General features: G+C 50.9%; 22 protein-coding genes. 19 read left to right on the top strand and 3 right to left on the bottom strand.

Translation table 11 applies throughout. The features are described from left to right. The first annotated feature begins 40 nt into the window (after window positions 1-40). The 5 genes from map (at window position 41) to AC0YN3_RS21255 (ending at window position 5,151) form a co-directional block, all read left to right on the top strand. The gene (map, locus tag AC0YN3_RS21235; RefSeq protein ID WP_475776955.1) at window positions 41-784 is read left to right on the top strand and encodes a type I methionyl aminopeptidase; all 744 of its coding nucleotides are present in this window, start codon (window positions 41-43) and stop codon (window positions 782-784) included. Between the two features lie 253 nt (window positions 785-1,037). Further along, window positions 1,038-2,615 carry a spore germination protein gene (locus tag AC0YN3_RS21240; protein ID WP_475776956.1) on the top strand — a complete coding sequence of 526 codons (1,578 nt, stop codon included), beginning with the start codon at window positions 1,038-1,040 and terminating at the stop codon, window positions 2,613-2,615. A 6-nt stretch (window positions 2,616-2,621) separates the two neighbouring features. Further along, a complete protein-coding gene (locus AC0YN3_RS21245) occupies window positions 2,622-3,767 on the top strand; it encodes a Ger(x)C family spore germination protein (protein WP_475776957.1) in 1,146 nt (381 codons plus the stop codon). Between the two features lie 16 nt (window positions 3,768-3,783). Further along, window positions 3,784-4,032 (top strand): hypothetical protein, encoded by a 249-nt coding sequence (locus AC0YN3_RS21250; protein ID WP_475776958.1) that lies wholly within the window; start codon window positions 3,784-3,786, stop codon window positions 4,030-4,032. 27 nt (window positions 4,033-4,059) lie between these two features. Next, complete coding sequence (locus AC0YN3_RS21255; RefSeq protein ID WP_475776959.1) at window positions 4,060-5,151, top strand: GerAB/ArcD/ProY family transporter; 1,092 nt, start codon at window positions 4,060-4,062, stop codon at window positions 5,149-5,151. Between the two features lie 24 nt (window positions 5,152-5,175). Here AC0YN3_RS21255 and AC0YN3_RS21260 read toward each other — a convergent pair whose 3' ends face one another. Continuing rightward, complete coding sequence (locus tag AC0YN3_RS21260) at window positions 5,176-6,963, bottom strand: ABC transporter substrate-binding protein (protein WP_475776960.1); 1,788 nt, start codon at window positions 6,961-6,963, stop codon at window positions 5,176-5,178. A 124-nt stretch (window positions 6,964-7,087) separates the two neighbouring features. Between AC0YN3_RS21260 and AC0YN3_RS21265 the strand changes: the two genes are divergently transcribed. The 9 genes from AC0YN3_RS21265 (at window position 7,088) to AC0YN3_RS21305 (ending at window position 18,057) form a co-directional block, all read left to right on the top strand. Next, the gene (locus AC0YN3_RS21265) at window positions 7,088-8,587 is read left to right on the top strand and encodes a DUF4153 domain-containing protein (protein WP_475776961.1); all 1,500 of its coding nucleotides are present in this window, start codon (window positions 7,088-7,090) and stop codon (window positions 8,585-8,587) included. A gap of 176 nt (window positions 8,588-8,763) precedes the next feature. Further along, window positions 8,764-9,621 (top strand): metallophosphoesterase, encoded by an 858-nt coding sequence (locus AC0YN3_RS21270; RefSeq protein ID WP_475776962.1) that lies wholly within the window; start codon window positions 8,764-8,766, stop codon window positions 9,619-9,621. Window positions 9,622-9,705: 84 nt separating this feature from the next. Beyond that, entirely contained in the window at window positions 9,706-10,062 is a 357-nt protein-coding gene (locus AC0YN3_RS21275; RefSeq protein WP_183564968.1) for a nucleotide excision repair endonuclease, read from the top strand. A gap of 316 nt (window positions 10,063-10,378) precedes the next feature. Further along, window positions 10,379-11,551 (top strand): epoxide hydrolase family protein, encoded by a 1,173-nt coding sequence (locus tag AC0YN3_RS21280; RefSeq protein WP_475776963.1) that lies wholly within the window; start codon window positions 10,379-10,381, stop codon window positions 11,549-11,551. A 120-nt stretch (window positions 11,552-11,671) separates the two neighbouring features. After that, window positions 11,672-12,595, top strand: coding sequence for a helix-turn-helix transcriptional regulator (locus AC0YN3_RS21285; RefSeq protein ID WP_475776964.1), 924 nt, complete (start codon window positions 11,672-11,674; stop codon window positions 12,593-12,595). Between the two features lie 253 nt (window positions 12,596-12,848). Continuing rightward, window positions 12,849-14,003, top strand: coding sequence for a type III polyketide synthase (locus tag AC0YN3_RS21290; protein ID WP_475776965.1), 1,155 nt, complete (start codon window positions 12,849-12,851; stop codon window positions 14,001-14,003). After that, window positions 13,996-14,748 (top strand): methyltransferase domain-containing protein, encoded by a 753-nt coding sequence (locus tag AC0YN3_RS21295; protein WP_475776966.1) that lies wholly within the window; start codon window positions 13,996-13,998, stop codon window positions 14,746-14,748. The genes AC0YN3_RS21290 and AC0YN3_RS21295 overlap by 8 nt, the downstream gene beginning before the upstream one ends. Further along, window positions 14,732-15,871, top strand: coding sequence for an NAD(P)/FAD-dependent oxidoreductase (locus AC0YN3_RS21300; protein ID WP_475776967.1), 1,140 nt, complete (start codon window positions 14,732-14,734; stop codon window positions 15,869-15,871). Before AC0YN3_RS21295 ends, AC0YN3_RS21300 begins: the two co-directional genes overlap by 17 nt. Window positions 15,872-15,900: 29 nt before the next feature. Further along, the gene (locus AC0YN3_RS21305) at window positions 15,901-18,057 is read left to right on the top strand and encodes an MMPL family transporter (RefSeq protein ID WP_475776968.1); all 2,157 of its coding nucleotides are present in this window, start codon (window positions 15,901-15,903) and stop codon (window positions 18,055-18,057) included. A 1,418-nt stretch (window positions 18,058-19,475) separates the two neighbouring features. Here the strand turns inward: AC0YN3_RS21305 and AC0YN3_RS21310 are convergent. Continuing rightward, window positions 19,476-19,955, bottom strand: a complete 480-nt coding sequence (locus AC0YN3_RS21310) for a GyrI-like domain-containing protein (RefSeq protein WP_475776969.1) — start codon at window positions 19,953-19,955, stop codon at window positions 19,476-19,478. A gap of 378 nt (window positions 19,956-20,333) precedes the next feature. On the opposite strand from AC0YN3_RS21310, the gene AC0YN3_RS21315 reads away from it, so the two are divergent. The 3 genes from AC0YN3_RS21315 (at window position 20,334) to AC0YN3_RS21325 (ending at window position 22,808) form a co-directional block, all read left to right on the top strand. Continuing rightward, a complete protein-coding gene (locus AC0YN3_RS21315) occupies window positions 20,334-21,299 on the top strand; it encodes an alpha/beta hydrolase (protein ID WP_475776970.1) in 966 nt (321 codons plus the stop codon). Between the two features lie 163 nt (window positions 21,300-21,462). Beyond that, window positions 21,463-22,191 (top strand): hypothetical protein, encoded by a 729-nt coding sequence (locus AC0YN3_RS21320; protein ID WP_475776971.1) that lies wholly within the window; start codon window positions 21,463-21,465, stop codon window positions 22,189-22,191. Window positions 22,192-22,241: 50 nt separating this feature from the next. Continuing rightward, the gene (locus AC0YN3_RS21325) at window positions 22,242-22,808 is read left to right on the top strand and encodes a GNAT family N-acetyltransferase (RefSeq protein WP_475776972.1); all 567 of its coding nucleotides are present in this window, start codon (window positions 22,242-22,244) and stop codon (window positions 22,806-22,808) included. Window positions 22,809-22,868: 60 nt separating this feature from the next. Here AC0YN3_RS21325 and AC0YN3_RS21330 read toward each other — a convergent pair whose 3' ends face one another. Beyond that, on the bottom strand, window positions 22,869-23,924 hold the full coding sequence (locus tag AC0YN3_RS21330; protein WP_475776973.1) for a ParB/RepB/Spo0J family partition protein: 1,056 nt from the start codon (window positions 23,922-23,924) through the stop codon (window positions 22,869-22,871). 192 nt (window positions 23,925-24,116) lie between these two features. Between AC0YN3_RS21330 and AC0YN3_RS21335 the strand changes: the two genes are divergently transcribed. Further along, window positions 24,117-24,827, top strand: coding sequence for a hypothetical protein (locus tag AC0YN3_RS21335; protein ID WP_475776974.1), 711 nt, complete (start codon window positions 24,117-24,119; stop codon window positions 24,825-24,827). Continuing rightward, a complete protein-coding gene (locus tag AC0YN3_RS21340; protein ID WP_475776975.1) occupies window positions 24,808-25,611 on the top strand; it encodes an AAC(3) family N-acetyltransferase in 804 nt (267 codons plus the stop codon). The genes AC0YN3_RS21335 and AC0YN3_RS21340 overlap by 20 nt, the downstream gene beginning before the upstream one ends. The last annotated feature ends 152 nt before the right edge of the window (window positions 25,612-25,763 follow it).

The following is a 25,763-nucleotide window of genomic DNA, read 5'->3' on the forward strand; positions in this document are numbered from 1 at the left end:
TATAACGTAATCGAACCCAAAAAAGGATGGAGGCAGACGAATGACGGTAGGCTCGCAGAAGGATATAGATGGGCTGAAAGAGATTGGGAGAATCGTGGCGTTAACGTTGAATGAAATGAAGAAGCACGCAAAGGCAGGCATGACGACGAAGGAGCTTGATGAGCTTGGCGGACGCATTCTGGCAAGCCATGGCGCGGTGTCCGGTCCGAGCAAAACGTTTCGGTTCCCCGGCCAAACATGCATTAGCGTCAATGATGAGGTTGCTCACGGCATCCCGGGTTCACGGGTATTAAAGCCGGGTGATTTAATTAATATCGACGTATGCGCGGAGAAAGACGGTTATGTAGCCGATACGGGACATTCCTTCCAAATCGCGCCTTTCAGCGAGCCGGTTACTAGGCTATGCCGGTACACGCATTACACGATGATGAAGGTCATTTCTTCGCTTAAGCATGGCGTGAGAATCAATGAAATCGGCAGGCTGATCCAGCAGGAAGCAAAGCAGGGCGGATATAAGGTCATTAACGACTTATGCAGCCATGGCGTAGGCAAAGCGGTGCATGAATGGCCGCAAATACCTCCGACGTACAACAAGCATGATAAACGGACGCTGAAGGAAGGCTTGGTCATTACGATCGAGCCGTTTCTATCGATGGGGGCGGACTACGTTGTCGAGCAGCAGGATGGCTGGACCCTCCGTACGCCGGATAGAAGTTTTGCCGCGCAGCATGAGCATACGATTATTATTACGAAGGATAAGCCGATTATTCTAACGGTGGCCTAGCGCATGAAGCGTTGCGGCTGTATCGATAGTCGATTTTTTATCAGTTCAGCCCGTTTGTTATGGAATATAGGCTTGAAAAGAACCGTCAGACCGCTTTTGTAGCGGTGTTGCCGGTTTTTTCGTGCGTTTTTATCGGATTGAAGGCCTTTAGTCGGCTCCTTTGCGGCAGCTCCTTTTCATATCGAGGGCTTATTTTGTATACCGCTCGGTCGGAGGGGAATAATGGAATCAACTGAATCAAGGTGGTTTCTTCATGACGAACAATTCCTCGGGACAAACCCAAGCCGGTTCGGCAGAATCAAGCGGGACGGTAAAGACCAGCACGGATCAACCGGCAAGCGAGCCGAAAAAAGCAATCTCTGAACAGCTTCAGGATAATATGGCGTATTTAGAAGCGATGTTTTCCATTAGCTCGGACATTGTATTTAGGCATTGGAACTATGGCCCTGAGCTGATGTATAAGGCATGCTCGGTGTATTACGATTCACTCGTGCAAGAGGATACGGTTAATTACATGAAAATTTCGCTCCAGGACCTCGCGACGCATGAGATTGGTCCGGGCATGGAAGCTACGCCGCAGGATATAAAAGCATTTTTCGAGCATGACGGGGTATCGGCCAAAAAAGCAGCGGTCTGCAATGACTTGGAGATACTCGTCGACGAAATATCAAACGGCCGCCTCGTTATTTTATTCGATCAATGGGATAAGGCGCTCAGCTTCAAGGCGGAATCCGTCGAGACGCGGCAGGTTAATGAATCGGTCAATGAATCCGTCGTACAAGGGCCTAGGGAGAGTACGGTAGAAAACCTTCAGAAAAACCTGGGCTTGCTGCGCCTTCGCCTCAAATCTCCCAAGTTCAAGCTGGAAATGCTTACCGCCGGAGGCGAGACCAAGACGACGATCGTCTATGGCTATATCGAGGATAGAGTCGATGGTGAATTACTGGCTGAGTTTAAAAAAAGAATAGAGCTGGTCAAGGAGGTAGAGGTGCTCGAAACGGCCTATATCGAGCAGCTAATCGAGGACTCTACGTATTCTCCCTTTCCGCAGCACCGGTATACGGAACGGACGGATATGGCAGTAGCGGGACTGTTGGACGGAAAAATCGCTGTGCTTACCCAAGGTACTGGCGGCATTTTATTGTGCCCGGGCTTATTTACTGAATTTTTCCAGTCCAGCGAGGATTATTATCAGCGAACGCTGATATCGACGTTGATTCGATGGCTGCGCATCGTTGCTTTCGTCATTGCGTTAACGCTTCCTAGTGTATACATAGCCCTTTCAACCTTTCATCCGGAGCTGATCCCGACCGTATTGCTGCTGGCCATTCTCAATGCGCGCGAGGGCATTCCTCTGCCTGCTTTTTTCGAAGCGCTGCTGATGGAGTTTTTTTTCGAGCTGATGCGGGAAGCGGGCGTTAGGCTGCCTCGGCCGGTAGGCTCGGCTGTCAGCATCGTCGGGGCGCTGGTCATAGGAGATGCCGCGATCAGCGCCGGTATTGCTTCGCCGATCATGGTTATTGTCGTCGCCCTGACCGGAATCGCCTCCTTCGCAATCCCGCAGTATAACATTGCGATTTCGCTGCGGATTATGCGGTTTCCGTTAATGGTGAGCGCGGCGATTCTAGGCGGCTTCGGCATGATGATCTGCTTGATTTTAATCCTGCTGCATTTGTGCAAGCTGCGCACGCTCGGTCAGCCGTATCTTGCTCCGCTTGCGCCGTTCCGGCTGATAGAGCTAAGGGATGTCGTGATGAGAGTGTCGCTTAAGACCCTGCTGCGTTCTCCGCGGAATCTCCATAAGCAAATTAACGGAAAGAATGAGGAATGAGCCCGGATGAAAAAATGGACGCTTTGCCTCTTTATGCTCTGCAGCCTGCTGCCGCTCTCCGGCTGCTGGAGCAAGTTTGAACTGACCGAGCGCGGCTTCGTGATGGGCGTTGCGCTGGATCTAGGCGAGAACGGGGATATTGAAATATTGACGCAAATTTATCGGCCTTCATCCGCGCAGACGATCTCTTCAGCTACAACGAACGCCTCGAGCATCAATATTAAGACAAACGATCAATCGGTGATGGAAGCCATCCGCGACATCCCAATCCACCTAGGCAGGAAAGCGCAATGGAGCCATCTCCGTGTCATTATAATCGGGGAGAAGCTGGCAAAGTCGAATAATTTGGGCCATTTGCTTGATTTGTTTTATCGGGACCATGAGCCGAGAGGCAGCATATCGCTGATGATTGCTAAGGGAAACGCCAGCAAGCTGTTTATGAAGAAGCCGTTAATCGAACAGACTACGGCGCAGCAATTTTTGCGGACGAAGGAATCCTCCTATATTACGTCTGCCAAAACGATAAACAATACGCTGCTCGATTTGATGCTTCAGCTAAGAAGCGCAAGCGGTGACGCCATGGTTGCCTATGTGTATGAGGATAAGGACGCCAAAGACATTTTCTCGGCAGCCGGTCTTGCTCTCCTGAAGAAAGGAAAAATGAAGGTAGTGCTTCCTGCTTCCAAGGTAGAAGGGCTGCTCATGCTCCGCAATGATTATCGCTCAGGCGTAATCGAGGTGAAGTGCCCAGGCGGGCATGGCGAGAACGAAACGGCTGAGGTTCTCTCGCTTCAAGTAAAAACGAGGCCAGTATTCAAGGGCGAGCAAATTTCCTTGAACGCCGAGATCCAAGGCGACATTGCAATCGGCGAGCTCAAATGCACCAATATTAACTCCCATGGCATTGAACAGGAATTCATTAAAAAGGTAGAGGATGAGATGTTAAAGCAGCTAAGCGGTACGATTAAGTTCCTGCAATCCAACCAGATGGACGTTGTTGGCGTAGCGGACAAAATCTACCGCACGAATCCCCGGAAATGGGAGCAGCTGAAAGAAGGCTGGGATGAACGGTTTTCCGAAATTACCTTTAACATAAAGTTGAAGCTACGGCTTGTAACGAGCGGGACGATATCCAGCAAACCCGCGGGTTAAGCCAAGGAGATGAGGGGTGTCCATGGCAGAGCGGATTATGGTGTTGATGGCTGCATTTGGCGGCATACTGCTGTACGACTGGCTGACCGTGACAAAAATGACGAAGCGCGAGAAGGCGCTCTATGTCATCCTTTGCTTCATTTGCTTGTACATGGGCGTGGATTACGCAATGAACAGGGATTGGTTTGACTTTATGGATTTGATGATGCCTATTTTCGGTGATGTAGCCAAAGCGATAGATGATTACTTAAATGTGAATGCCTAGAAACGGGCAGCGGATAAGGAGTGGAGCATGGATAAACAGACGGTCAGCGCCTATCAGATGGGAGTACTGTTTTTTGTGTTTATGACAGGCTCTTCGATTATTAATATTCCCGGCCCGCTCATCGGCAAGGCGAACAACGGGGCTTGGCTCTCTTTGCTTATTTCGGGGGCGTCGGGACTTCTGATCTTGGCCGGCATTCTGTATTTGCACAAGCGATATCCGGGCATGACGTTCGTGGAATATAGCCGCCAGCTAATGGGATCCGTGCTTACTGCTGTTTTTTCCGTGTTCACGATATCTTTTTTGCTCCAAATGCAGTCGGGCATTGTCAACGATGTCGGGCTGTTTATGGTGAGCTCCATGTTAAGGGAAACGCCGATATATGCGTTTAACTTTCTGATCTTTGCTGTATCAGCCGTTACCGTAGTCGCAGGTCTTGAAGTTATGGCTCGGATGTTCACCTTGACGATGATTCTGACAACGGCATGCATTATCGTGGTTCTGGTTATTGCCTTGCCCGATTACGATCCTGCGCAGCTGCTCCCCATTATGCCAAAAGGCATTAAACCGGTGCTGCATGGGGCCTATTTCACCTTTGGCTTTCCCTACGTAGAGGTGTTCTTATTTGGGATGCTGCTTCCATTCGTGAACAAAGGCTCGGCAAGCAAGCTGCCAAAGACGATGACGGTCGCGCTTGTCATTAATATTATGGTGCTTTGCATTTCTACCGTTTGCTCCATAATGATATTCGGAAGCTTCGCTGGAGAAATGTCGTATGTTTTGTTTTCGCTCGCTCGAGTCGTGGAATTCGAGGATATCGTACAGCGGATCGAGTCGATTATCGGCATGTCGCTCATCCTTGGCTCTTATATGAAAACGTCAATCACGCTTTATGTGCTCAACCTGTTCGTCAGCCAGCTATTCGGGATTGCCAAGAGCCGCGCTCTCGTCATGCCGCTCGCACTAATCGGTTTTTTAATGGGGCTGGTCAGCGTGGACAGCGCGACGGATTGGGGGCGGGTCGTCATGGCCGTGCACCCTGTATGGTCTTTTACGGCATTCGTGCTTCCTCTTCTGCTGCTATTGATCATTTCCATGTTCAAGAAGCCGAGTGCATAGGATTGCCGCTCTGCTCCTTGGGTTTCAGGTGAACCAAATATCACGGAAGCGAACCCAGCCGAGCGATTCCAGGGAAATGCCGCGCACGGAAGGGTGAAAGGCGGTTTTCAAATGCTTCCGGTAGAGGAACAACAGACTGTGCCTCGCTTTGAGCCGCTCCTCGATGTCCATGAACCTATTCGTCCGCAGCCTGCTGTCCGTTTCGCTTAGAATGGCATGAATGGCATGCTCCAGCATGTCATGAATATCCGGCAGAGCATGCTGCTGCATGCTTTTGTACAGGTCGATCAGCCTAAGCTCCCGGTGCTCATCGAGCATGATGGCGAAAAGCAGCAAATCGGCGGACATCCGCGCGGAGCCTTTGAACTGCTCGGCAGGAATAAGGCTGATATCCAGCGGAATGCCGGACCGCTCACATACCTGCCTGATGATATCGGCATCGGCGGCATACTGCGGGATAGTCGCGAGCACGAGCCGTTCGCCATTATAGCCGGAGCTTGCCAGCTCGCGCTTAATCGTTTCAAGATCGGCTTCGGCATGCTGCTGCTGCGGATTTTCCTCCAAATCGGGCCAGAAGCTGTTCACGCCTTCAATGACGTCTCCCGACAGCAGCTTTAGCAGCTCGCTCCGTTTGATCGCTTGGTCCACCGCGGCCATAATCGCCGGATTTGCGAGTAAGCCTTTCTTCTGCTCATTCACCGTAATGAATTTGCAGGTCATGCCGGATTGCCGAATCTGCTGCCAGCGTTCGGCTGCCATATCCGAGAGCCTTGCGTTATGCATAATTTGGAACGATTGCAGCTCAGCCTGGTTTTCCCGAGTCGCCTCCTCCGCAACCGTCCATACCTCAACCCGATCCAGAAAGGCCCTTCCCTGAAAATAAGCGGTAAAAGCCTCTAGAATCCATACGCCTTGTTCGTTGCCGGCGAGCCGGAACGGCCCGGTCCCGATCGGCTTGCTGCCGAATTGGCTGCCCGCAGCCATACAGGCGTCCTGCGGGACGATCGATGCGCGGTTCGTCGTGAGAAAAGCAAGAAAAGCTTCATTCGGCTCTGACAGCTGGATGCGGATAGTCGTGTCATCCGGCGTATCCATGGCAACGATAGCGGAGTATACCCAGCTGTAAAGCCCGAGCGGCGCAAGCTGTTTGAGCCGCTCAAGCGAATATTTGACATCGGAGGAATCAAGCTCCCTGCCATGGTGGAACAGCACCCCCTTGCGCAAATAAAAGGTCCACCTCGTGCGGGTTGCGTCTACCTCCCAAGCATGTGCCAGCTGCGGCAAAATCTGCTCGCCACGAGGGTCTATGCGGACGAGCCCATCAAAGAGCTGATTGACGAGATGTGACTCGCCTGTGTAATGGATGGCTGCCGGGTCTAACGAATAAATCGCCTGCGGCAGCGGAAACCGCAAAATATCGGTACGCCGCTTTCCCTGTACCTCGGAATGAAAACCGAACTGCCCGGAAAGCCATTCCTGGAACTTATCGCGTACGAGCGGAGATTCCTCATTCTGCTGAAGCAGCGCAAGCGCGGCGTTCAGATCCTGCTTTTGCATCATTTCCTGTGCTTCCTGAAGCGCGACCTGCTCCTTGCTCAATAGGAAGGATAGGGAGGAGCGGTTGCCTCGACCCCGTTTTGGTTCCCATACCAGCCACTCCTCCTGCTGCATGCGCTTCAGAAGAAGTACCATATTGCGATGTGTGCAATCAAGCAAATTCGCGAGCTCTTGCGTCGTTACTTCAAAGGGGGAATGCTCCTGTATGTTAGGAAAGGCACGCCTTATCGTTAAATAATGTCTGCGTATTTTCATGCAAAAGACTCCCTTTTTAAAATATGAAATTATCCAATTATATCTTACACTTTTTGTTCTTGTTTTCTAGGTTACAATAAAAGGAGGAAATTAACAAATCGAGATTAAAGATGGAGAGTGCGACATGAGAGATCCGGCGCCATGGCAAAAAAAGTATGATAACATGCTGGCCCTTGCCCTTTTGTTCGGTCTAATGAGTCAGTATTTATTCGTAGGAGCGGCCGCTGGTGTTTCGGTTGTTGTGTTTATTGGAGGCTTTTACGGCTTGTTCTTCTATTCCATAAAAGGCCGCATGGGTGGTTTCGAGAAATGGCAGGGTCAGGTCCGCTCAGGCTGGCTGCTGTTTGTTCCAATCGTTTTGCTGACACTGACTTATGCGCTATATAATAATTTGCTGTTCCGGCAGCTTAACCTATTCGCATTATTCGGCTTGATTGCTGCGCAAACGGTGCTTCTGACCAGCAGCAGCGTCAAGCCTTGGTACAGAGGGATATTTTATACGGAGCTGTTATTTCTAGCACTCATTAAGCCATTTGCGTTTATTAAGGTACCCTTCAGCATTCTGAATGACAGGTGGAGGGGCGCGGGAGAGAAACAGACGAGGAGCAAGCTTGGCAGAGTGATGATGGGGCTGCTGCTGGCAGCACCGGTTTTAATCGTCGTAATCGCTTTGCTGGCTTCCGCAGACGAAATCTTTTTGTCTTGGCTGCTGGAGATTCCTGGCGTCATGACTAAGTTTTCGCTGGGGAATGGGATTTGGCGTCTGATCGTTGCGGTCTTTTTCAGCTTCTATGCTTTCTGCTACATATGGGGCTTGCTTTTCTGTAAAGCAATCGATACGGCTGAGACAGCGGCTGTGAATCCGCAGGAAGCGGCCCTTAAACCTAACGGACGCATTGAAATAGATCCGATTACGGCTGGAACGCTTCTGATTAGCATGAATCTGGTTTACATCTTGTTCGTTTTCATCCAGTTTTCGTATCTATTCGGGGCGGCGAACGGCATGCTGCCGGAAGGCTCCGCGTATGCCGAGTATGCGCGCAGAGGCTTCTCGGAGCTCATCATGGTTTCTCTGATCAATATCATCCTGCTAATGTGCGGGCTTCATTTGGTTAAGCGCGGCAGCGCCGCTGCGGAGTGGCTGCGCAAGCTGTCGCTTACCGTGCTGATAGGATGTACGGTCATCATGCTTGTGTCGGCTTACAGCAGGTTGTCCTTGTATGAGGAAGCCTACGGCTTTACGCAGACGAGACTGCTCGTCCATGGCTTCATGCTGTTTTTAGGCGTGCTGCTGGTTATTGCGATGCTCCGGATATGGAGAGAGCATTTCTCGATGGGCAAAGCTTATATTTGCGTAACCATAATGGCGTTCGTCATAATGAATTATATGAACCTGGACGCACGGATCGCCGTCAATAACGGTGACCGTTACGAACGTACGGGCAGCATAGACATGGCTTATCTGAGAACGTTGTCAACGGATGCGGTGCCTGCGCTGCGGAGGCTGCAAGCGGAACAGCCGCGGCTCGAGCAGCTTGGCGAGGTCATCGACGAGCTTCAAGAGAAGGCAGAGCGGCATGGCAAATGGCAGTCGTGGAGCGTGTCGAAGCAGCGGGCAAAATAGGGATGTTTGCCGCTGTGCTGCTGCGTTTGACCAGACGCGGCAATCAAGTTATAGTCGAGAACAGAAGCTTATAGCATGTTCATTCAGAGCCTTGGAAAAGTATTTGATGACATAAACGGTCTGCTGGATAAATCATTAAAGCTGCTAATAGATGAGAAGCAAGGAGTTCGGTAGTGATGCGCATGACTAAAAAACGTTTGTGGGTGCTTATGCCGATTATGGTAGCGGCTGTCATTGTGTTTCTTTATTATGAGAACAATGCGATTGGCATTACGGAGTACCGGCTTGGCTCAGACAAGCTGCCGAGCGGGTTTGAATCTTACCGCATCGTGCAGCTGACTGACCTGCACAGCAAGTCTTTCGGCAAGGATCAAAGCACGATTACGCGCAAGGTGAAGAAGCTAAAGCCCGATCTTATTGTAATGACGGGTGATTTGGTCGACAGCAGGCGATACAACGCAGAAGTTAGCCTGATGCTCATGCGCAGAATGACCGAAATCGCGCCTGTGTATTATGTTACGGGAAACCATGAGTGGGGCTCGAAATTCCCCGCGCTGGCCAAAGGGCTGCGAGAGCTTGGCGTCCGTGTTATGCGCAACGAGAGCGAGACCGTAAAGCTGGGGGACGGGGAAATTCGCATAGTCGGCGTGGATGATCCCACCTTTAACCATGAGGCTTATGATGATGTGAGCCGGATCAAAGAGCATATTGCGATGGCGCTTGAAGGCGTTGACCAATCGCAAGCTCCCTATACGATATTATTGTCTCATCGTCCTGAGCTCTTCGCGGAATACGCGTCGCAGCGTTTTGATTTGACCTTCTCCGGCCATGCCCACGGCGGGCAGGTTCGGTTGCCGTTTCTTGGCGGCCTTGTAGCGCCTGGACAAGGCTTTCTGCCGAAGTATGACGGCGGCAAATATACGGCTGGCGGTTCTACGATGATTGTAAGCAGGGGGCTCGGCAACAGCATTATTCCGCAGCGGCTGTTTAACCGACCGGAGATTGTGCTGGTTGAGCTAGCTCGTGCAGATTAATCGATAATATGAGCCTACGGAATGGTTTTCGCATGCATGATGTGGTAAGCTTTAGACCTATATTGAATGAGGACGTGAGTGACCGTGATCAGTATTACGATTCCAACGCCGGATGTATCCATTACGAAGCAAAGCAATCCACAGCTTAGCCATATTTATGGCTTTACGGATTTCATCCAAATCCCGCGGGATAAGGGCGGATTTTTTATGTTTTACAATGCCAAGGACGAGCTGCTGTTTGTCGGAAAGGCGAGAAAGCTCAGACCGAGAATCAAAAAGCATTTCGAGGACACGGTTTCGGTGATGAAAAACTACCGCGATGAAGTGACTAAAATCGAGGTTTGCATCAATGAGGATCCGGTTGAACGGGAAATTTATGAAACGTATATTTTGAACAAGCTTAAAGCCAAGTATAACGTGGAAAAAGTGTTGTACAAATAAAGCAAGCGCAGCATGACTGGAGCATTCGATTACGGAAAGGGTCTAAGGACCCTTTCTGCATATCGGATGCTTTTTTTATGCGTTAGTCTTTGTTTTATTGCCTATGCAACAGAGAAAAGAACACAGAGACAAAAAGAAATCGGTAAGGTAAGGCAGTCTGCGGCGGCAGATTGCCTTTTTTATGCCCTGAGCACGTTATGTAAAAAGTTTCAATGCTGCGTTTAACCCTGACATAATGTTGTCAGGGTGGATGGCTTACTATTAGAAATGTAAAGGAAAACAACGAAGCAAACCCAAATCCGAGGAGGCTATTCCCATGACAACTTCTAAAAACAACCTGATTGCTAACGCTATAGATACAGAGATTTACCCTTTTGAAATTACGATCCCGCAGGCAGATCTTGATGATCTGCGTAATCGCTTAGCGAATTCGCGCTGGCCGAATGCAAGGCAGGAAGCAGGCTGGAAATACGGGGTTTCGTCAGACTACGTGAAGGGGCTGGCTGAGTACTGGATGAACGAATATGATTGGCGCAAGCATGAGGCAAGGTTGAATGCGTTTCCGCAGTTCACGACTGTGATTGACGGCGCCAACGTCCATTTCATGCATGTACGCTCACCTGAGCCTGATGCGCTGCCGCTTCTGCTCACGCACGGCTGGCCGAGCTCGATCGTGGAGTTCTGGGATCTGATCGGCCCGCTTAGCAATCCCCGTGCGTTTGGCGGCGATCCGGCAAATGCCTTTCATCTTGTTATTCCATCCGTGCCGGGCTTCGGATTCTCTGGCCCAGAGCTGGATGAAGGCTGGAACATCGCCCGCATTGCAAAAGCATGGACGGAGCTCATGAGTCGTCTGGGCTACGAGAAATATGGCTCGCACGGCAGTGATTGCGGCGCGCTGGTATCCCGCGAGCTGGGCATTCAAAAGCCGGAGGGGCTGCTCGCCATTCAAGTGCTTCAGCTTTTCTCCTTCCCATCGGGCGACCCATCCGAAATGGTTGATCTATCCGAGGATGATAGGAGCCGCCTGCAGTTTCTGGCTAATTTCCATGAGCGCGCCGGGTATAACGCGATACAGCAGACCCGTCCGCAGACGCTCGCCTACGGGCTGGCGGATTCGCCAATCGGCCAGCTAGCTTGGATAGCGGAGCTGTTCAACGGTTTCGGTGATCACATTGATTTCATCGACCGCGACGCTTTGCTGACCAACGTGATGATTTACTGGCTGACGAATACGGCAGAATCCTCCGCACGGCTTTATTACGAGAATGCCCATCAGCAGGAGCCGTCCTCTCAAGCTGTGAACACGACGGCAACGGGGGTATCCGTATTCGGCCATGATTTCAAATCGATGAAGCGTTTCGCGAATCGTGACAATACGAATATCGTACAGTGGTCGGAGTTTAAGCGGGGTACTCATTTTGCGGCTCTGGACGCACCCGATTTGCTCGTTCCCGAGCTTCAGGACTTCTTCCGGCGCTATCGGTAAATGAACCGTTGCAGGGTATAGGCAGGTTAGCGTAGAAATATAGGTTTAAATAACGAAATGGACTCGATTTGAAATCGAAACGAGCTTGTAAAACTAATCCGTCCGGGAGGAGAGCCTCGAATGAAGCTGGACCGTTTGCTCGCCATCACGATGGCATTGCTGAATCAAACCCGCGTAAGCGCGACCGAGCTGGCTGAGCGCTTCGAGGTTTCCTTGCGCACCATATACCGGGACATGGAAGCCATTAATCAGGCTGGCATTCCGATCATGTCCTTCGCCGGTTCGGACGGGGGGTATGAAATGATGCCCGGTTACCGTATCGAAAAGCAGATGTTATCCTTGGATGATTTTACGGCTATTTGTTCCGCGCTGCGCGGAGCGAAGTCAGCGACAGGCAGCTCCGATATAAACGGCTTGCTGGAGCGGGTAGGCGCGCTCATGCCGAAATCGGGAAGCTCAAGCGCACCCGTACCAATCGATATGGATTTTCAACCGGTTCCGAACGACAAAGAGAAGATCGAGCCGCTTCATGCAGCCATCAAAGCGCTTAAGCTGGTTCAGTTCAGCTATCTGGACAGCAAAGGACAGGAGACGGAGCGGCTGATTGAACCGATGGGGCTTTTCCTCAAAGGTTATGTATGGTATTTGTACGGCTATTGCCTGACGAGAGCGGATATCCGCGTATTCAGGCTCTCCCGCATCCTTCACTTACGCAGCTTGTCCGAAACCTTTGCGAGACGCAGCTATACGCTGCAGGACGTTGAACAGCAGTTTATGGGGCAGGCGAATTTCCAAAAGGTGAAAGCCGTGCTGCGCTTCCAGCCGGCAGTGCGGACGAGGGTGAGGGATGAATTCGGCTATGATGAGGTAACGGATCATCCGGACGGGACGATGTCTGTTACCGCTCATTATTCCTCGACGGAGCGTGCGGTCCGCAATATTTTGAGCTATAGCAGCCATGTGACGGTGCTTGAGCCTCCGGAGTTAGTGGAGGAGCTGATTCGCCATATTACGAATATGGCACGCAACTATCGAATCAACTAGTCGTCCAGAAGGACAAAAAGAGACCCACAGCATACGGTGCTGTGGGTCTTCACTATATATATTACAAAAGGGGGTTGTTTTTATTATAGGCGGTCTTCATTAAAACGAGATGAAAATTAGATTTCATGTTTATTACAAATGTTTGGAAATGGTTGTCATATTCAGATACATATATGGAAGAACCGGCGAATAGACTGGTTTAAAGCCTGTAACTTGTCCATTACATATGCCGGAGAGGATGAAATAGAAAGATATGAAGCAGCCACAATCGAATATTGCGATTATTGGAATAGGAACGGCCGTGCCTCCTTATTTGGTCGATCAGGCCGATACGGCTCGGAGGCTGACCGATGCGTTAATCGATAAGCCGGACTCTGCCCGCTGGGGCAGGCGGATATTCAAGCAATGCGGTGTACAGAGCCGGTACACGTGCGAGCCGAATTTGCTCGCGGAGGCAGCCGAGTGCCGCTACCTGCCAAGCTCGTCCGCCGATAAAGCGCCCTCGACTGCTGAGCGAATGGGCATCTACAAACGGGAATCGGTCCCCCTCGCCCTTCAAGCAGCTAAGCAAGCCTTGGCGGACGGGGAGGTTGATCCGGACGATGTTACGCATCTGATAACGGTTAGCTGCACGGGGCAATTTCTGCCTGGACTCGATGCCGCTCTTATTCATCAATTAGGCTTGCCGCCTGCCATAACCCGCATTCCGCTTAATTTTCTGGGTTGTGCTGCCGGGCTCAAAGCAATCGGCTTGTCACGTCAGATTGTTCTAAATGATCGTGCCGCTCAAGTATTGATCGTTTGCGTCGAGCTGTGTACGCTGCATATTCAGCCCTCGGGCGATAAAGAGTCACTATTTTCCGCTTCTTTTTTTGGTGACGGGGCGTCGGCTTGTCTGGTTGGAGCGGCAAGGCCGCATGTAAAGCCTATTTTTTCGCTTGGACAGGAGAGGTCGGTCCTGCTGCCGGACTGCGCGGATGAAATGGTATGGGAGGTTGGCAATCATGGCTTTGATCTATACTTGTCTCCGAGCATCCCGAAGCTGATCGGGGAACATATCCCGCCCGAGGTAGAGCGGCTTTGCGGAGGAGAGGAGCCAGAGCTGTGGGCGATTCATCCGGGAGGCAAGGGCATTATCGATATTTTGCAAACCAAGTTCGGGCTAACGGATGCACAAATCTCGCATAGTCTTGGTGTGCTGCGTGACTATGGCAACGTATCGTCCGCGACGATTCTGTTCGTGCTGAACGCAATGAGGAAGCATCTTCATGAAAGCGGATCGGACGCGGTCAATGGCATCGCATTGGCTTTCGGTCCGGGGCTCACTGCCGAAATGATCAAGATTGCCTATGTGCCTGCCTCTCTGGCGGGGGATGAGCAGCGGAAGACGGATGGGGCATATGTCTAGAGAAATGCGCAGCCGTTCGACTGCCGAGGAATTGATGGATGATTTCTCGCAAGGAGGGCCGGAGCTAAGCGAGGCGCTGCGCCATTTACGCAGGCTGAATCGGATTTTTTCGGCAGCCGCACCTACTCTTTATGGCGTAAAGCAGTTATGGGCGCAAGCCGGCAAGCCGCGAAGCTTATCCATACTGGATGTTGGCGCCGGCTCGGGGGACGTGAACAGGCAGCTGTTGAAGTGGGCGGATAAACAAGGCATTGCTCTTTCCGTCGAGCTAGTTGATATAACGGAGGAGGCATGCTCGGAGGCTCGTCGTTATTATGAAGGCGAGCCTCGAATCAAGGTTGTGCAAAGCGATTTGTTTGGCTTGCCGGAGGGTAGGGCAGACATCGTGACCGCGACGCAATTTCTTCATCATTTCGGCGGGGACGAGCTTCCCCGCGCAGCTCGCTGCATGCTGCGAGCCTCGAGGATCGGCGTCGTCATTAATGATATCCATCGACATTGGCTGGCATGGGCAGCCGTATGGCTGACGGCGCGGCTCCTTTCTTCCAACCGTTATATTATCCATGATGGGCCTTTATCGGTGGCGAAGGGCTTCCGCTCTGAAGATTGGAAGAAGCTTGGGCAAGCGCTTGGCATACCGGGCAAATATTACAGCTGGAGGCCGTTGTTTCGTTTTGCGGCTGTTATAGGCAAGCATCAGGCAAGCAGAGGTGATGGAGCTGGGCGAAATGACGAGAATGTATGACGCAGCCGTGCTGGGAGCGGGCCTTGCGGGCAGTAGCTTGGCCAAGTCGCTTGCCGGACAGGGATGGGACACGCTGCTGCTGGACCGGAAGCCATTCCCGAGACATAAGGTGTGCGGGGAATTTTTGTCTCCAGAATCGCAAAGCACGCTGGATGCGGTAGGGCTAGGTAATACCATTTTAGCTTTGGAGCCGGTCAGGATCAGTCTCATACGGCTTATTTTCGAGAATGGTGCCGAGCTGGAGATCCCTCTTCCTGGACCGGCTTTAGGGCTAAGCCGCTACTCGCTCGATTCGGCTCTTCATCACGCTGCTGAGCAGGCAGGCGCCAGCCTTTGGACGGCAACGACCGTTACTGCCATTCGCTCAGCGAAGCACGGCTTTAGCGTGGACATTAAGCGAAATGGGCAAAGCGGCACGGTGGAAGCAAGGGCCGTTATTGCGGCATGGGGGGCGAACGGTCATGCGGGTCTGCCTGGCTATCGCCAGCAGGATTCCTCCAAGCCCTCTTACATCGGCGTCAAATCCCATTTCCGTGCGCTTGCGCTGGAGCCTGTTATTGAACTGTATTTTTTTAGGGGCGGATACATGGGAATATGCCCAGTCGAGGGCGGCATCATTAACGTCTCGGCGCTGCTGAGGCGGGATGCATTCTCGCCGGCAGGCCAATCGGTGCTTTCGATGATACAAGCCGCAGCCAGACGCAATCCGAAACTGAACCGCAAGCTTGCGCTCACTGAAGCAGTGCCCGGAACGCAGGCAGCCGTAGCTCCCGTTCAATTGAGCCGAAAGCTGGCGGCATGGGAGGGGCTGCCGCTGCTTGGCGATTCTGCCGCGATGATTCCGCCGCTTTGCGGGGACGGTATGTCGATGGCGCTTCGCTCGGCCGCTATTTGCGCTCCGCTTGCGGACCGCTTTTTGGGCGGCGAGCTTTCTGCGGCAGAGTGGGAGCAGGCTTATTCGCGTTCGATTGGCAAAGCCTTCAAGGGACCGCTGCAATGGGGAAGGTTTCTGCAGGGCCTGTTTAGCATGCCGAGTGCAGAAAGCTGGCTGCCCCATGCCGCAAGAATGGCGCCTGCGTTAACGAGGCATATCGTGCAAGCGACTCGATTGAAGCCGTTATAGATAAGCGTGATTCGGAAGGGAGCAGACCAATGGGAATCGATCGTTTCGCGCTTCTGTCCTTCCGCTTCCCCAAAACGGTGCTCCTGTTCTGGTCAGTGCTCCTTATCATAGGGGGCTCATATGCATGTAAGCTCGATGAAGTGGTACAGGATCATGGTTTGTACCCGGAGAGCGGCGCCTATGCGCAGGTTGAGCAAGCGCTCGTCAAGGATTTTAACCAAGCCGCCGCGCCAATCATCCTTATGTTTGAGAAGGAGGATAAGATCGCAGAGGCTCGGTTTAATTGGTTTATGGAGCAAACGCTGCACCGGCTAGCGGGAATCGACGGCTTGCAGGCGATAGTTTCTCCGCTTGAGCATCGCGAGATGGCCAAAGGAAATTACGCATACGCGATTTTGGATTTTTCGAAGCCGGCCAACCGGATGCCGGCTGTGCTGCGGCAGTTGGATAGACGGCTCCCAAGCTACGAAGGCATTTCGGTGAAGGCGACGGGCAAAGCCGTCGTGCAGGCGGACGTAAACGAAGCCAGCCACCGTGATTTGGCCAGAGCTGAGGCTGTGGGCATTCCGCTTGCATTCGCTGTGTTATGGTTCTTGTTCAGAAAAACAGCGACTGCGCTGCTTCCGATCGGTATCGGGGTGTCAGCGGTGATCGTTGCGATGGGAGTCATGTACGTCATTGGGACGAAGCTTTATTTGTCCAACTTTGTCCTAAATGTCATTCCGATGGTAGGGCTTGCATTAAGCATTGATTTCGCGCTCATGCTGATCAGCCGTTTCCGTAAGGAGCTGCTGGAAGGCATCGTTCCTGCTGAGGCGCTGGCGAAAACGATGAGAACGGCGGGAAGGGCAGTCTTGGTGTCGGCGGCTTGCGTATTTCTAGGCCTGCTGAGCTTCATATGGATTCCGCTCCCGATGTTTTCCTCTATCGCGGTCGGTGCGATGACCGTCGTAGCTATTTCCTTGCTGGCGGCTTTTACGCTGCTGCCCGCTTTGCTCGCGCTAAGCCTCCCTTCGTTACTGGCAGGAGGACAGTCACGTGGCAAAGCTAACGGCTATGCGGGTTTTGCGGATATGCTCTCCCGTTTCGTCATGCGAAGACCGGCAATAACTTGTTTGTTTGCGGGTAGCATATTGTTGCTTGGCTTAAATCCTCTAGGAACGATGCGAGTATCTATTCCGGACGAAGGCTCCTTGCCGCGAACGTCAGTTTCGCGTGCGGCAGCGGAGTCATACAAGACGGTTTTCGAACGATCGCCTGCATCTAGCATCGTCGTGTTGGTGGAAGGCAAACGCCTGTTTCATCAGCTTTCGGATTGGAACGCTGCGTACGGGCTTGTGAATCAATTGCAGAAGGATCATGCCGTGATTAAGGTAGACTCGATCTTCTCGCGGACGGGGCTCTCTCCTGAGCAATTGTTTGAGATGGTTGGGAATCCGCTGCAAAGCCGTAAGTATGGGGCTTTGCTGGAACCTTTTTTGAACGGAGACCGGATGCTGCTGCATGTTGCTTTAGCTGAGGATTCTTCTATGGAAGAAGCTGTACGGTGGGTGAAGAAATGGGAGGGAAGAGATTGGATATCGACGCTGGCTTTCAAGGTTGGCGGTGAGGCTAAATATCAGCAGGAGGTGTTCGATCAGGTACTGGGAAGCTTAGTATACGTGCTTGCCTTCATCCTGTTATCGAATTTTATCGTGCTGCTCATCGCCTTTCGATCCGTCCTGGTCGCGGTCAAAACGATTCTGCTCAATCTGCTGAGCATGGGAGCGGCATTTGGCGTGCTTGCGGTTATTTTTAGCCGAGGCAGCTTTGGCATAGAGCCCAGTAGCATCGCGATCATGATTCCGGTATTTATTTTCGGACTCGTATTCGGCATCAGCATGGATTACGGCGTGTTTCTCGTATCGCGGATTAGGGAGGAATACGAGCGGACGGGCAATAACGAGCAGGCAGTGCGCATCGGCCTAACCTCCGTCAGCGGTGTCATTGCTTCAGCGGCTACTATTATGATTGCGGTGACGCTACCCTTTGCGCTCGGCGAGGTTGCGGGGGTGAAGCAGCTCGGGATCGGCATTGCGACTGCGATTTTTATTGACGCGACGATCGTTCGCATGCTGCTTGTGCCTTCCTTGATGGTGATGCTTGGGAGATGGAACTGGTGGATACCGGGATGGTTAAGGCGCTAATACCATTAGTTTAATTCCAAAGAAATCCATTATTTAGTATGGCGAACAGTCTTGTTGCAACGCTGCTTGGTCTCGCGTAAAGCGTACATTGCAATTCATGCAATAGTAACCTGACATGGCAGCCGACTGTGGAGGCTACGTTGTACAAAGTGCAACAGAATCGCGTTTATGAGCGAATAATCGCTGGAAATGAGGCATTCTGTTGCAGAAACTACAGCGTAGCAAGAGAGAGGTTACTTAAACGACGAGTAGAGTGTACAAAGTGCAGCGTAGCTTGGTAGCACTTAAGGTGGTTAGTCTTGTTGCAACATACCTTTTTCCTACGTAGGGCGTTAAGGCACAATTCACTCACCGATCGATTGTAGTATGAAGCGTGCATTGCAATTCATGCAATAGAAACCTGACATGGCAGCCGACTGTGGAGGCTACGTTGTACAAAGTGCAACAGAATCGCGTTTATGAGCGAATAATCGCTGGAGATGAGGCATTCTGTTGCAGAAACTACAGCGTAGCAAGAGAGAGGTTACTTAAACGACGAGTAGAGTGTACAAAGTGCAGCGTAGCTTGGACTCGTATATGGCGAATAATCTTGAGGCAGCGTAGCTTGGTCTCGCGTAGTGGATAGCCTTGTTGCAGCGTAGCTTGGTCTCGCGTAGTGGATAGCCTTGTTGCAGCGTAGCTTGGTCTGGCGTATGGCGAACAGTCTTGTTGCAGCGTAGCTTAGTCTCGCGTATGACAAACAGTCTTGTTGCAGCGTAGCTTAATCTAGCATATGGCGAACAGTCTTGTTGCAACGTAGCTTTTTCCTATGTAGGGCGAAAAAGCACAATTCACTTACCAATCGATTGTAGTATGAAGCGTACATTGCAATTCCTGCAATAGAAACCTGACATGGCAGCCGACTGGAGAGGCTACGTTGTACAAAGTGCAACAGAATCGCGTTTATGAGCGAATAATCGCTGGAAATGAGGCATTCTGTTGCAGAAACTACAGCGTAGCAAGAGAGAGGTTACTTTAAACGACGAGTAGAGTGTACAAAGTGCAGCGTAGCTTGGTAGCACTTAAGGTGGTTAGTCTTGTTGCAGCGTAGCTTGGTCTCGCGTATGGCGAACAGTCTTGTTGGAGAGTGGCTTGGTCTCGCGTATGGCGAACAGTCTTGTTGCAGCGTAGCTTGGTCTCGCGTATGGCGAACAGTCTTGTAGTAGCGTAGCTTGGTCTCGCGTAGTGGATAGTCTTGTTGCAGTGTAGCTTGGTCTCGCGTAGTGGATAGTCTTGTTGCAGCGTAGCTTGGTCTCGCGTAGTGGATAGTCTTGTTGCAACATAGCTTTTTCCTACGTAGGGCGAAAAGGCATCATTCACTTACCAAGTGCCAATGGATTCAGGCGTGCACAGATAATGGCTATTATAGCTTCTGAAGCTTAGCGTTTTACAATTGGAATCCAAATCTCGCAGCGGTAATCCGGTGCGGCCGTATCGCCCATCGGGTACACCTCCATCTCAGGAGCTTCGCCATGCTCATAGCCCGTGGAAGGGAACCATTCCTGAAAAATATGCGCAAACAATTGGGAAACGGACGGCGTTACAGGTCCGATAGAGGTGAATATGGCCCAAGTAGCTGCCGGAATCATTCGCGTTACGAAATCGCCATCGGCAGGAGCTTGCTCAGATCTGCCCGCAATGATGTAATTGAATGTATCCTTGCCTTGCTGCATGTCAGCAATGATGCCGATCAACTTGCCGTCTGAAGCAAGAGCGGCCAGCTTCTCTACGGTGCCATCACGATAGCTTTCACCCCAGAACATCGGGATTTGGCGTGATTGCTCTTGATTTTCGCAAGTCGTTTCAAAAGACTTGCCTACCACATTGAACGCTTCATGCTTTTCGATTCGATAATCCATGTTTTTATTTCCCTTCAAGGATCGTTGTTTGGAAATGCGGTGACATCTTTTCAGGCCTGCGTTTGGCTGACGCGCCTCCGAAGGCAATCTGGGGTGAATCCTCTTGGAAGCTTTAGCGGAGGATTCAGACCAATCATAACGGTATTTCAGGACGAATTCCAGCGTTGTCGCGGAGCAGGCGCCGAAATTTTTCGTGAGCGTTTTCGTAAAAAACGGTAGCCGGATCAAACGCCGAACATGTACCCTAATGCGTAAATAGACCAAAGGCGAGGGAATTCCCCCTGCTTCAGGCGGTATTATTTTACAATATATGCCTATATATTTGTAAAGAAGTGCCTCTGGACGGGAAACGATTCGCTTGAAGGGAGACGGAAGAGCTTGTGGAGACGTGTTCGAAAAGTAGCGCTAAGCCTACTCGCCTTGCTTGTGACGCTAGCAGGTATCGGAACCGTATATCAATGGTACGGAGCTGAACAAGACAAGAAAACGTATCAGCCTGTCGGGAGTCGGTATGATGTAGCGGGAAAAAAGATGCATCTTTATACGCAAGGAACAGGGGATGTGACGATCGTGTTCGCTTCAGGGTGGGGGACCGTCAATCCTTACGCGGATTTCTCCCCCTTGTATGAAGAACTAAAGCCGCATGTGAAGCTGGCTGTCTATGACCGGTTCGGTTATGGCTACAGCGATATGACGAGCGGAAATCGGGATATCGATACGATTACGAACGAGATTCATGAGCTGCTTCATGTCTCCGGGCAGAAGCCGACTTATGTGTTTGCAGCCCACTCCCTTGGTTCACTGGAAGCTATTCGATATGCGCAGCGATTTCCCGAAGAAGTAAAAGGCATTCTGCTTATTGAAGGCGGAAGCCCGGAATATTACCATACGAGCCCGGAGCTTACTTTTATCCCATGGCTGCACAGCGTTCTTCGAACAACGGGCATATTGCGAACCTTCTATCATCTGAACGGCTTCGCCGGATGGGTCGCTGGCCAAAGCAACGGAGATAAGCTGTTGACGGAGGAGCGAAAGGAGCTGAATCGGAAAGCCATGCTGCTTAAGGTGGGGAACCGGAATATGAGGGATGAAATGAGGCAAAGCCGAGAAAATGCCGAAACCGTATTAGCAGGAGGGAAACCTCTGCGTATCCCTATCACAGCCTTGACTGCCGACTATTTCGGCAAGCTGGCCGAAGATAAAGCTTGGATGCAAGGTGAAGCAGCGCTTCCTTCGTGGTCCGTTGCCGGCAAGCAAATCATCGTGCAAGACAGCTCCCATTACATACACAGCTATCAGCCACAACTTGTTGTTGATGAATTGCTGCGTCTGGCGGAACGATAGGAATGAATTGGAACGGAGCAAAGGAAACAATGCCACCTTTGCTCTATTTTTCTATGATGAAGGTCAAGAAAAGGAGCTGCACAGAACGTTAGCGAATACATACAGAGCCGTTGGATAAGGGATGGACGGATAAATCTTTGAACCAGAAAGTAGAGGCATGATTATGATAGTCTCATCGTATGAGCTGATTCCATGGTATTCAGGGCTAACTTCGGCTGGATTAAACCAATTCGCTAGTAAAAGCTTGCTGCTAAACGGAATTCGTATTTCGAGGAATCTTCCGACTATTGAGATCTGCGATAATTTAATTCAGGTGGACGTTTGCGATCAGTGTTTTCAGCCTGGCTGCAGCAGTGAAGGGTTTGTCCAGGTGTTTGGGTTGGATCACTTTGTCATATGGAAAGAACCTTATATCGAGAATGATGAATCTCGAACGGGAGCGATTTACGGGCTGAAGGACGGCAGTATATATTGGGATGCTTCTTTATATGCTTCGTTTCTGGCACAATTCGACCATGCCGCTAATCAGCAGCATATAGCTGATCTGACGAGCAGGCAGGCTTTTGATTTATGGCGAATTTATGGTGCCAAAACGATTTTTCCACAGCATACCTCAGTCTACTATAGCCTAGAGCGGTTGGAGGAAGAAGTGATAGGCTTTTATTCAAGCGAGATATCGGAAGAACGGTCGAAGGAAATATATTTCATGGCAAAGCATGAGCTTCAAACGGCCGGAAAACGAGAGCTGACTTTGCATGAACGACCTGCTGCTGCTGTGGCGATTATAGCCATGTCGGATTCAAATGGCTATAAGGAATGGGATTGTATCTATTTTGACAATGGAACGTACTATTACCCGGTCGGAGATCAATTAGTCGTTCGGTTAGGATAAGGACGAATGTCCGACAATAATGGACAACATGGAATAAGGAGATGCAGGTTATGACACAATCATTGCCAGAGCTTCGCAATGAAGGAAGCCCGATCGTTTTGCGTTATGCAAAGGAGTCTGATTTGGACGCTTACTTTGCTTTTTTGCAAGATGTTGAGATGAATGAGCTTACGGGCTCGCAAACTGAGTTTACACGCGATGCCATTGCGGCATGGATGAATAAGATCGGAGCCTTGAACGATGATCGGGCCGATTTTGTCATTATCCTGGAGGAGACGGGCGAACTGCTTGGCGAGGTCGTTCTGAATGAAATAGACAGCAGCAATCGCAGCGCCAATATCCGCATTGGCTTACAAGGCGCCCAGCATCGCGGCCGCGGATACGGCACCGAAGCGATGATTCATATGCTGCGCCATGGCTTTCAGGTGCTGAAGCTGCATCGGATCCATCTAGGCGTATATGCTTTTAATCCGCGGGCTATTCATGTATACGAAAAGCTTGGTTTTCATCGCGAGGGTATAGAGAGGGACGCTTTGTTTTGGAACGGGGCGTATCATGACTTGATTACGATGTCGATGCTTGAGGATGAGTTCCGAGCGAAATACGAAATTAAATAAAAAATAGCCAAGCACAGTTAGGATGTGCTCGGCTATTTTTTGTATGTTCAGCATCCTAAGCTAATCATCCGACGTTGCGACGGTTTGCAACCTGCTGCTGGCAAATTCGCGGGCGCTTCTCCAATCAGCCAAATGATTCTCGAGCTGCTGGATGATTACATCTACTCCTTGCAGGAACGGAACCTGTCTGCTTGCTTGAATCGATGCAACAGATTGAAGCATCTCTGCGGTTAATACGCTATGTGCCGGAATGGCCAAAGCCAGCTGTTCAAGCGCTTGCTCGATGGGCGCTGCCGAAGAAGCTGGACGGCTAGTCTTCTGCTCTTCTGCAGGCGTATTCGGTGCTTGCTGCTTCTCTGCTTTCGGTACGGAGGTTTTAGGCTCGGCCGCAGGCTTGGAGCGTTCGGCTTTGTTCTGCTCATGGGTCGACCAGGTTTCGATCAATCCGCTTCCGGACTTGAAGAGCAGCTTGTCTTTGGTGCTGTCAGAAATCGTTTTGTCTTTGAACAGCTTTGCTATTTTCTTCACGTCGCTTACGGGCAGCTCATCTCTTGCTGCAATAAGCGCAAGCGCGTCCCGGTGCTCCATCGGCAAATCCTTTAGCGGCAGCAGCTGATCCTCGGTCAGCCTGTCCTTCTTGATTTCGGTGCCGCCGACGATTAGCTTTTTAACCGCGTTGCTGAACTTAAGCAGCTCGCATTTGTTTTTAATATACGCTTCCGGCTTGCCAAGCTTGGCCGATAAAAATTTCGTGGAGCTCCTGAACTTAGAATCATTCAGCAGCTTGTTGAAAGCTTCCGCCTCCTCGATCGGCGAGAAGCCTTCGCGCGTCAGGTTTTCTGCGATTTGCTCCAAATAAATTTCCATCTCGTCGGTAACGGTGGATACGATGCAAGGGATGGTGGGCTTGCCGAGCATCTTGCTTGCTTTGTACCTGCGGTTGCCATAAATGATTTTGTATCGGCCGTTAGGCGTCGTTCTTACCTTAATGGGGGAGAGCAAGCCGATCTCATCAATGCTCTTCATAAGCTCCTGCAGTGCTTCCTCATCGAATTGGTATCTGGGCTGATCGGTATCTTCGTCGATTAGAGCGGTAACGATTTCAATGATATCCATGTGAATTCTCCTTAAGGCTTTGCTGCCATGCTCAACGTTTCTCTTTTGTTGCTCGCTTGTTCTATTATATAGCATGGGCGAGAATGAGGAAACGATTGACGTGACGGGGAAAATATATTTAAAGATTTCCAAGAAAATGAAACAATTGCTTTTCCTCCGGCGTTTTTAGTTATAAACAAAGGGGGATGGCAGATGCTGCCTTTAAAAAGCTCGGTTATTGTTCTTTCATTCGCTGTAGCGCTGCTAATCTCCGCCTGCAGCAGCAAGCCGTACGGGCATTACCGCGATAATCAAATGATCGGTTTCATAGATGGTCTTGACGAGCAGGAGCAGACGGTTCGTTTCAATACTTCGGAATGGACGAAGCGGGACGAGCGAGGGCCGGATATCGAGGATTGGGGAGCGGAGTATGAGGCGCGAGTGCTTGAGGGCACAACCATTACGAATGAAGCAGGCGAGAAGCTTGGCTGGGTCGACCTGAAGCGGGGACAGAAGGTGCAGATTAATCCGCCGAGCACAAAGGTGATAACGGATACGCCGGATGAGCTCATTATTCTTTCGATGCCGAATGAGGAGCTCTTGATGAGAGCCGGATTGCTGGCTAGCCGCAAGGGACAATTGCGAACTACGGTTGTTTACGGGAAAGGCGAATCGCAGCCTTATCCGCTCGAAGCTTTCAAGGATGAGGAGGCGGAAATGTTAATGAACGGCGGATATAGCTGGCTGGAGCATGACCCCGCATACGTAATGGATGTCCAAAAGGCGTTCCGTATCGAGGCGTTTCCGGTATTTCTTGTATTTGATACGGAAACGCTGGTACTGAAATCAGAACGGTTAGAGGATGTATTGGCCTTCAAAAAAAAAGGAATGAGCAGTGAGAGATATGGAACCGCTATTAGGTGAATTGTGGACGCAGGAGAAGTTGCAGGAACATTTCGAAAAACTAGGCGTTGCATCAGGCATGACGGTGTTGATGCATAGCTCTATGAAGGCCATTGGAGGTTTTGTAGCCGGTGGGCCGGTGGCCGTTATTTTGGCGATGGAGACCTGTCTAGGCGATGGAGGGACGCTTGTCATGCCTACGCATACCGGAGACTTATCCGACCCGGAGAATTGGCGTAACCCGCCTGTCAACGAATCGTGGTGGGAGCCGATTAGAAAAGCGATGCCGGCTTTTTCCGCGGATCTTACGCCTTGTTTTAACATGGGCATAATCAATGAGTGTTTTCGTAAGCAAAGCGGCGTCGTACGCAGCGACCATCCGCAAGTGTCCTTCGCTGCTTGGGGAGCAAAGAAGGGCAGCATGACTGCGAATCACAGCCTAGCTTACTGTTTAAGCGAGCAATCGCCTATTGCCCGCTTATATGGGGAAGAGGGCTGGATTCTGCTGCTCGGCGTAGGGCATGACCGCAATACGTCCCTTCATTTGGCGGAATATCGGGCGCAATATGCAGGTAAGGCCAAGATGATTAACAAGGCGCCGATATATATAGAAGGCAAGCGGGAGTGGGCTGCGTTTGCGGACATTGATTTTAGGTCGGATGATTTTGAACGGTTGGGGCAAGCATTCGAGCGTGAAACGGGCTTGGTTCGCAGAGGAAAGGTCGGGCATGCGGAGGCGCAGCTTATGCCGGCAAAACCACTGGTCGATTTTGCCGTACAATGGATGGAAAGCCATCGGATTTAACGATTTACTAAACTATGACGTAACGTAGATTGAGGTTATAAAAAAGGAGTCTTTAAGACTATCGTAAATTAGGTATAAAGTTTGGATATTTTTTCCCGATTGTCGAATGATGGTGGTATGATAAGAAATATAACATTGTCCATCATCAGCCC

It is taken from the genome of Paenibacillus sp. J22R232, from assembly GCF_056269165.1.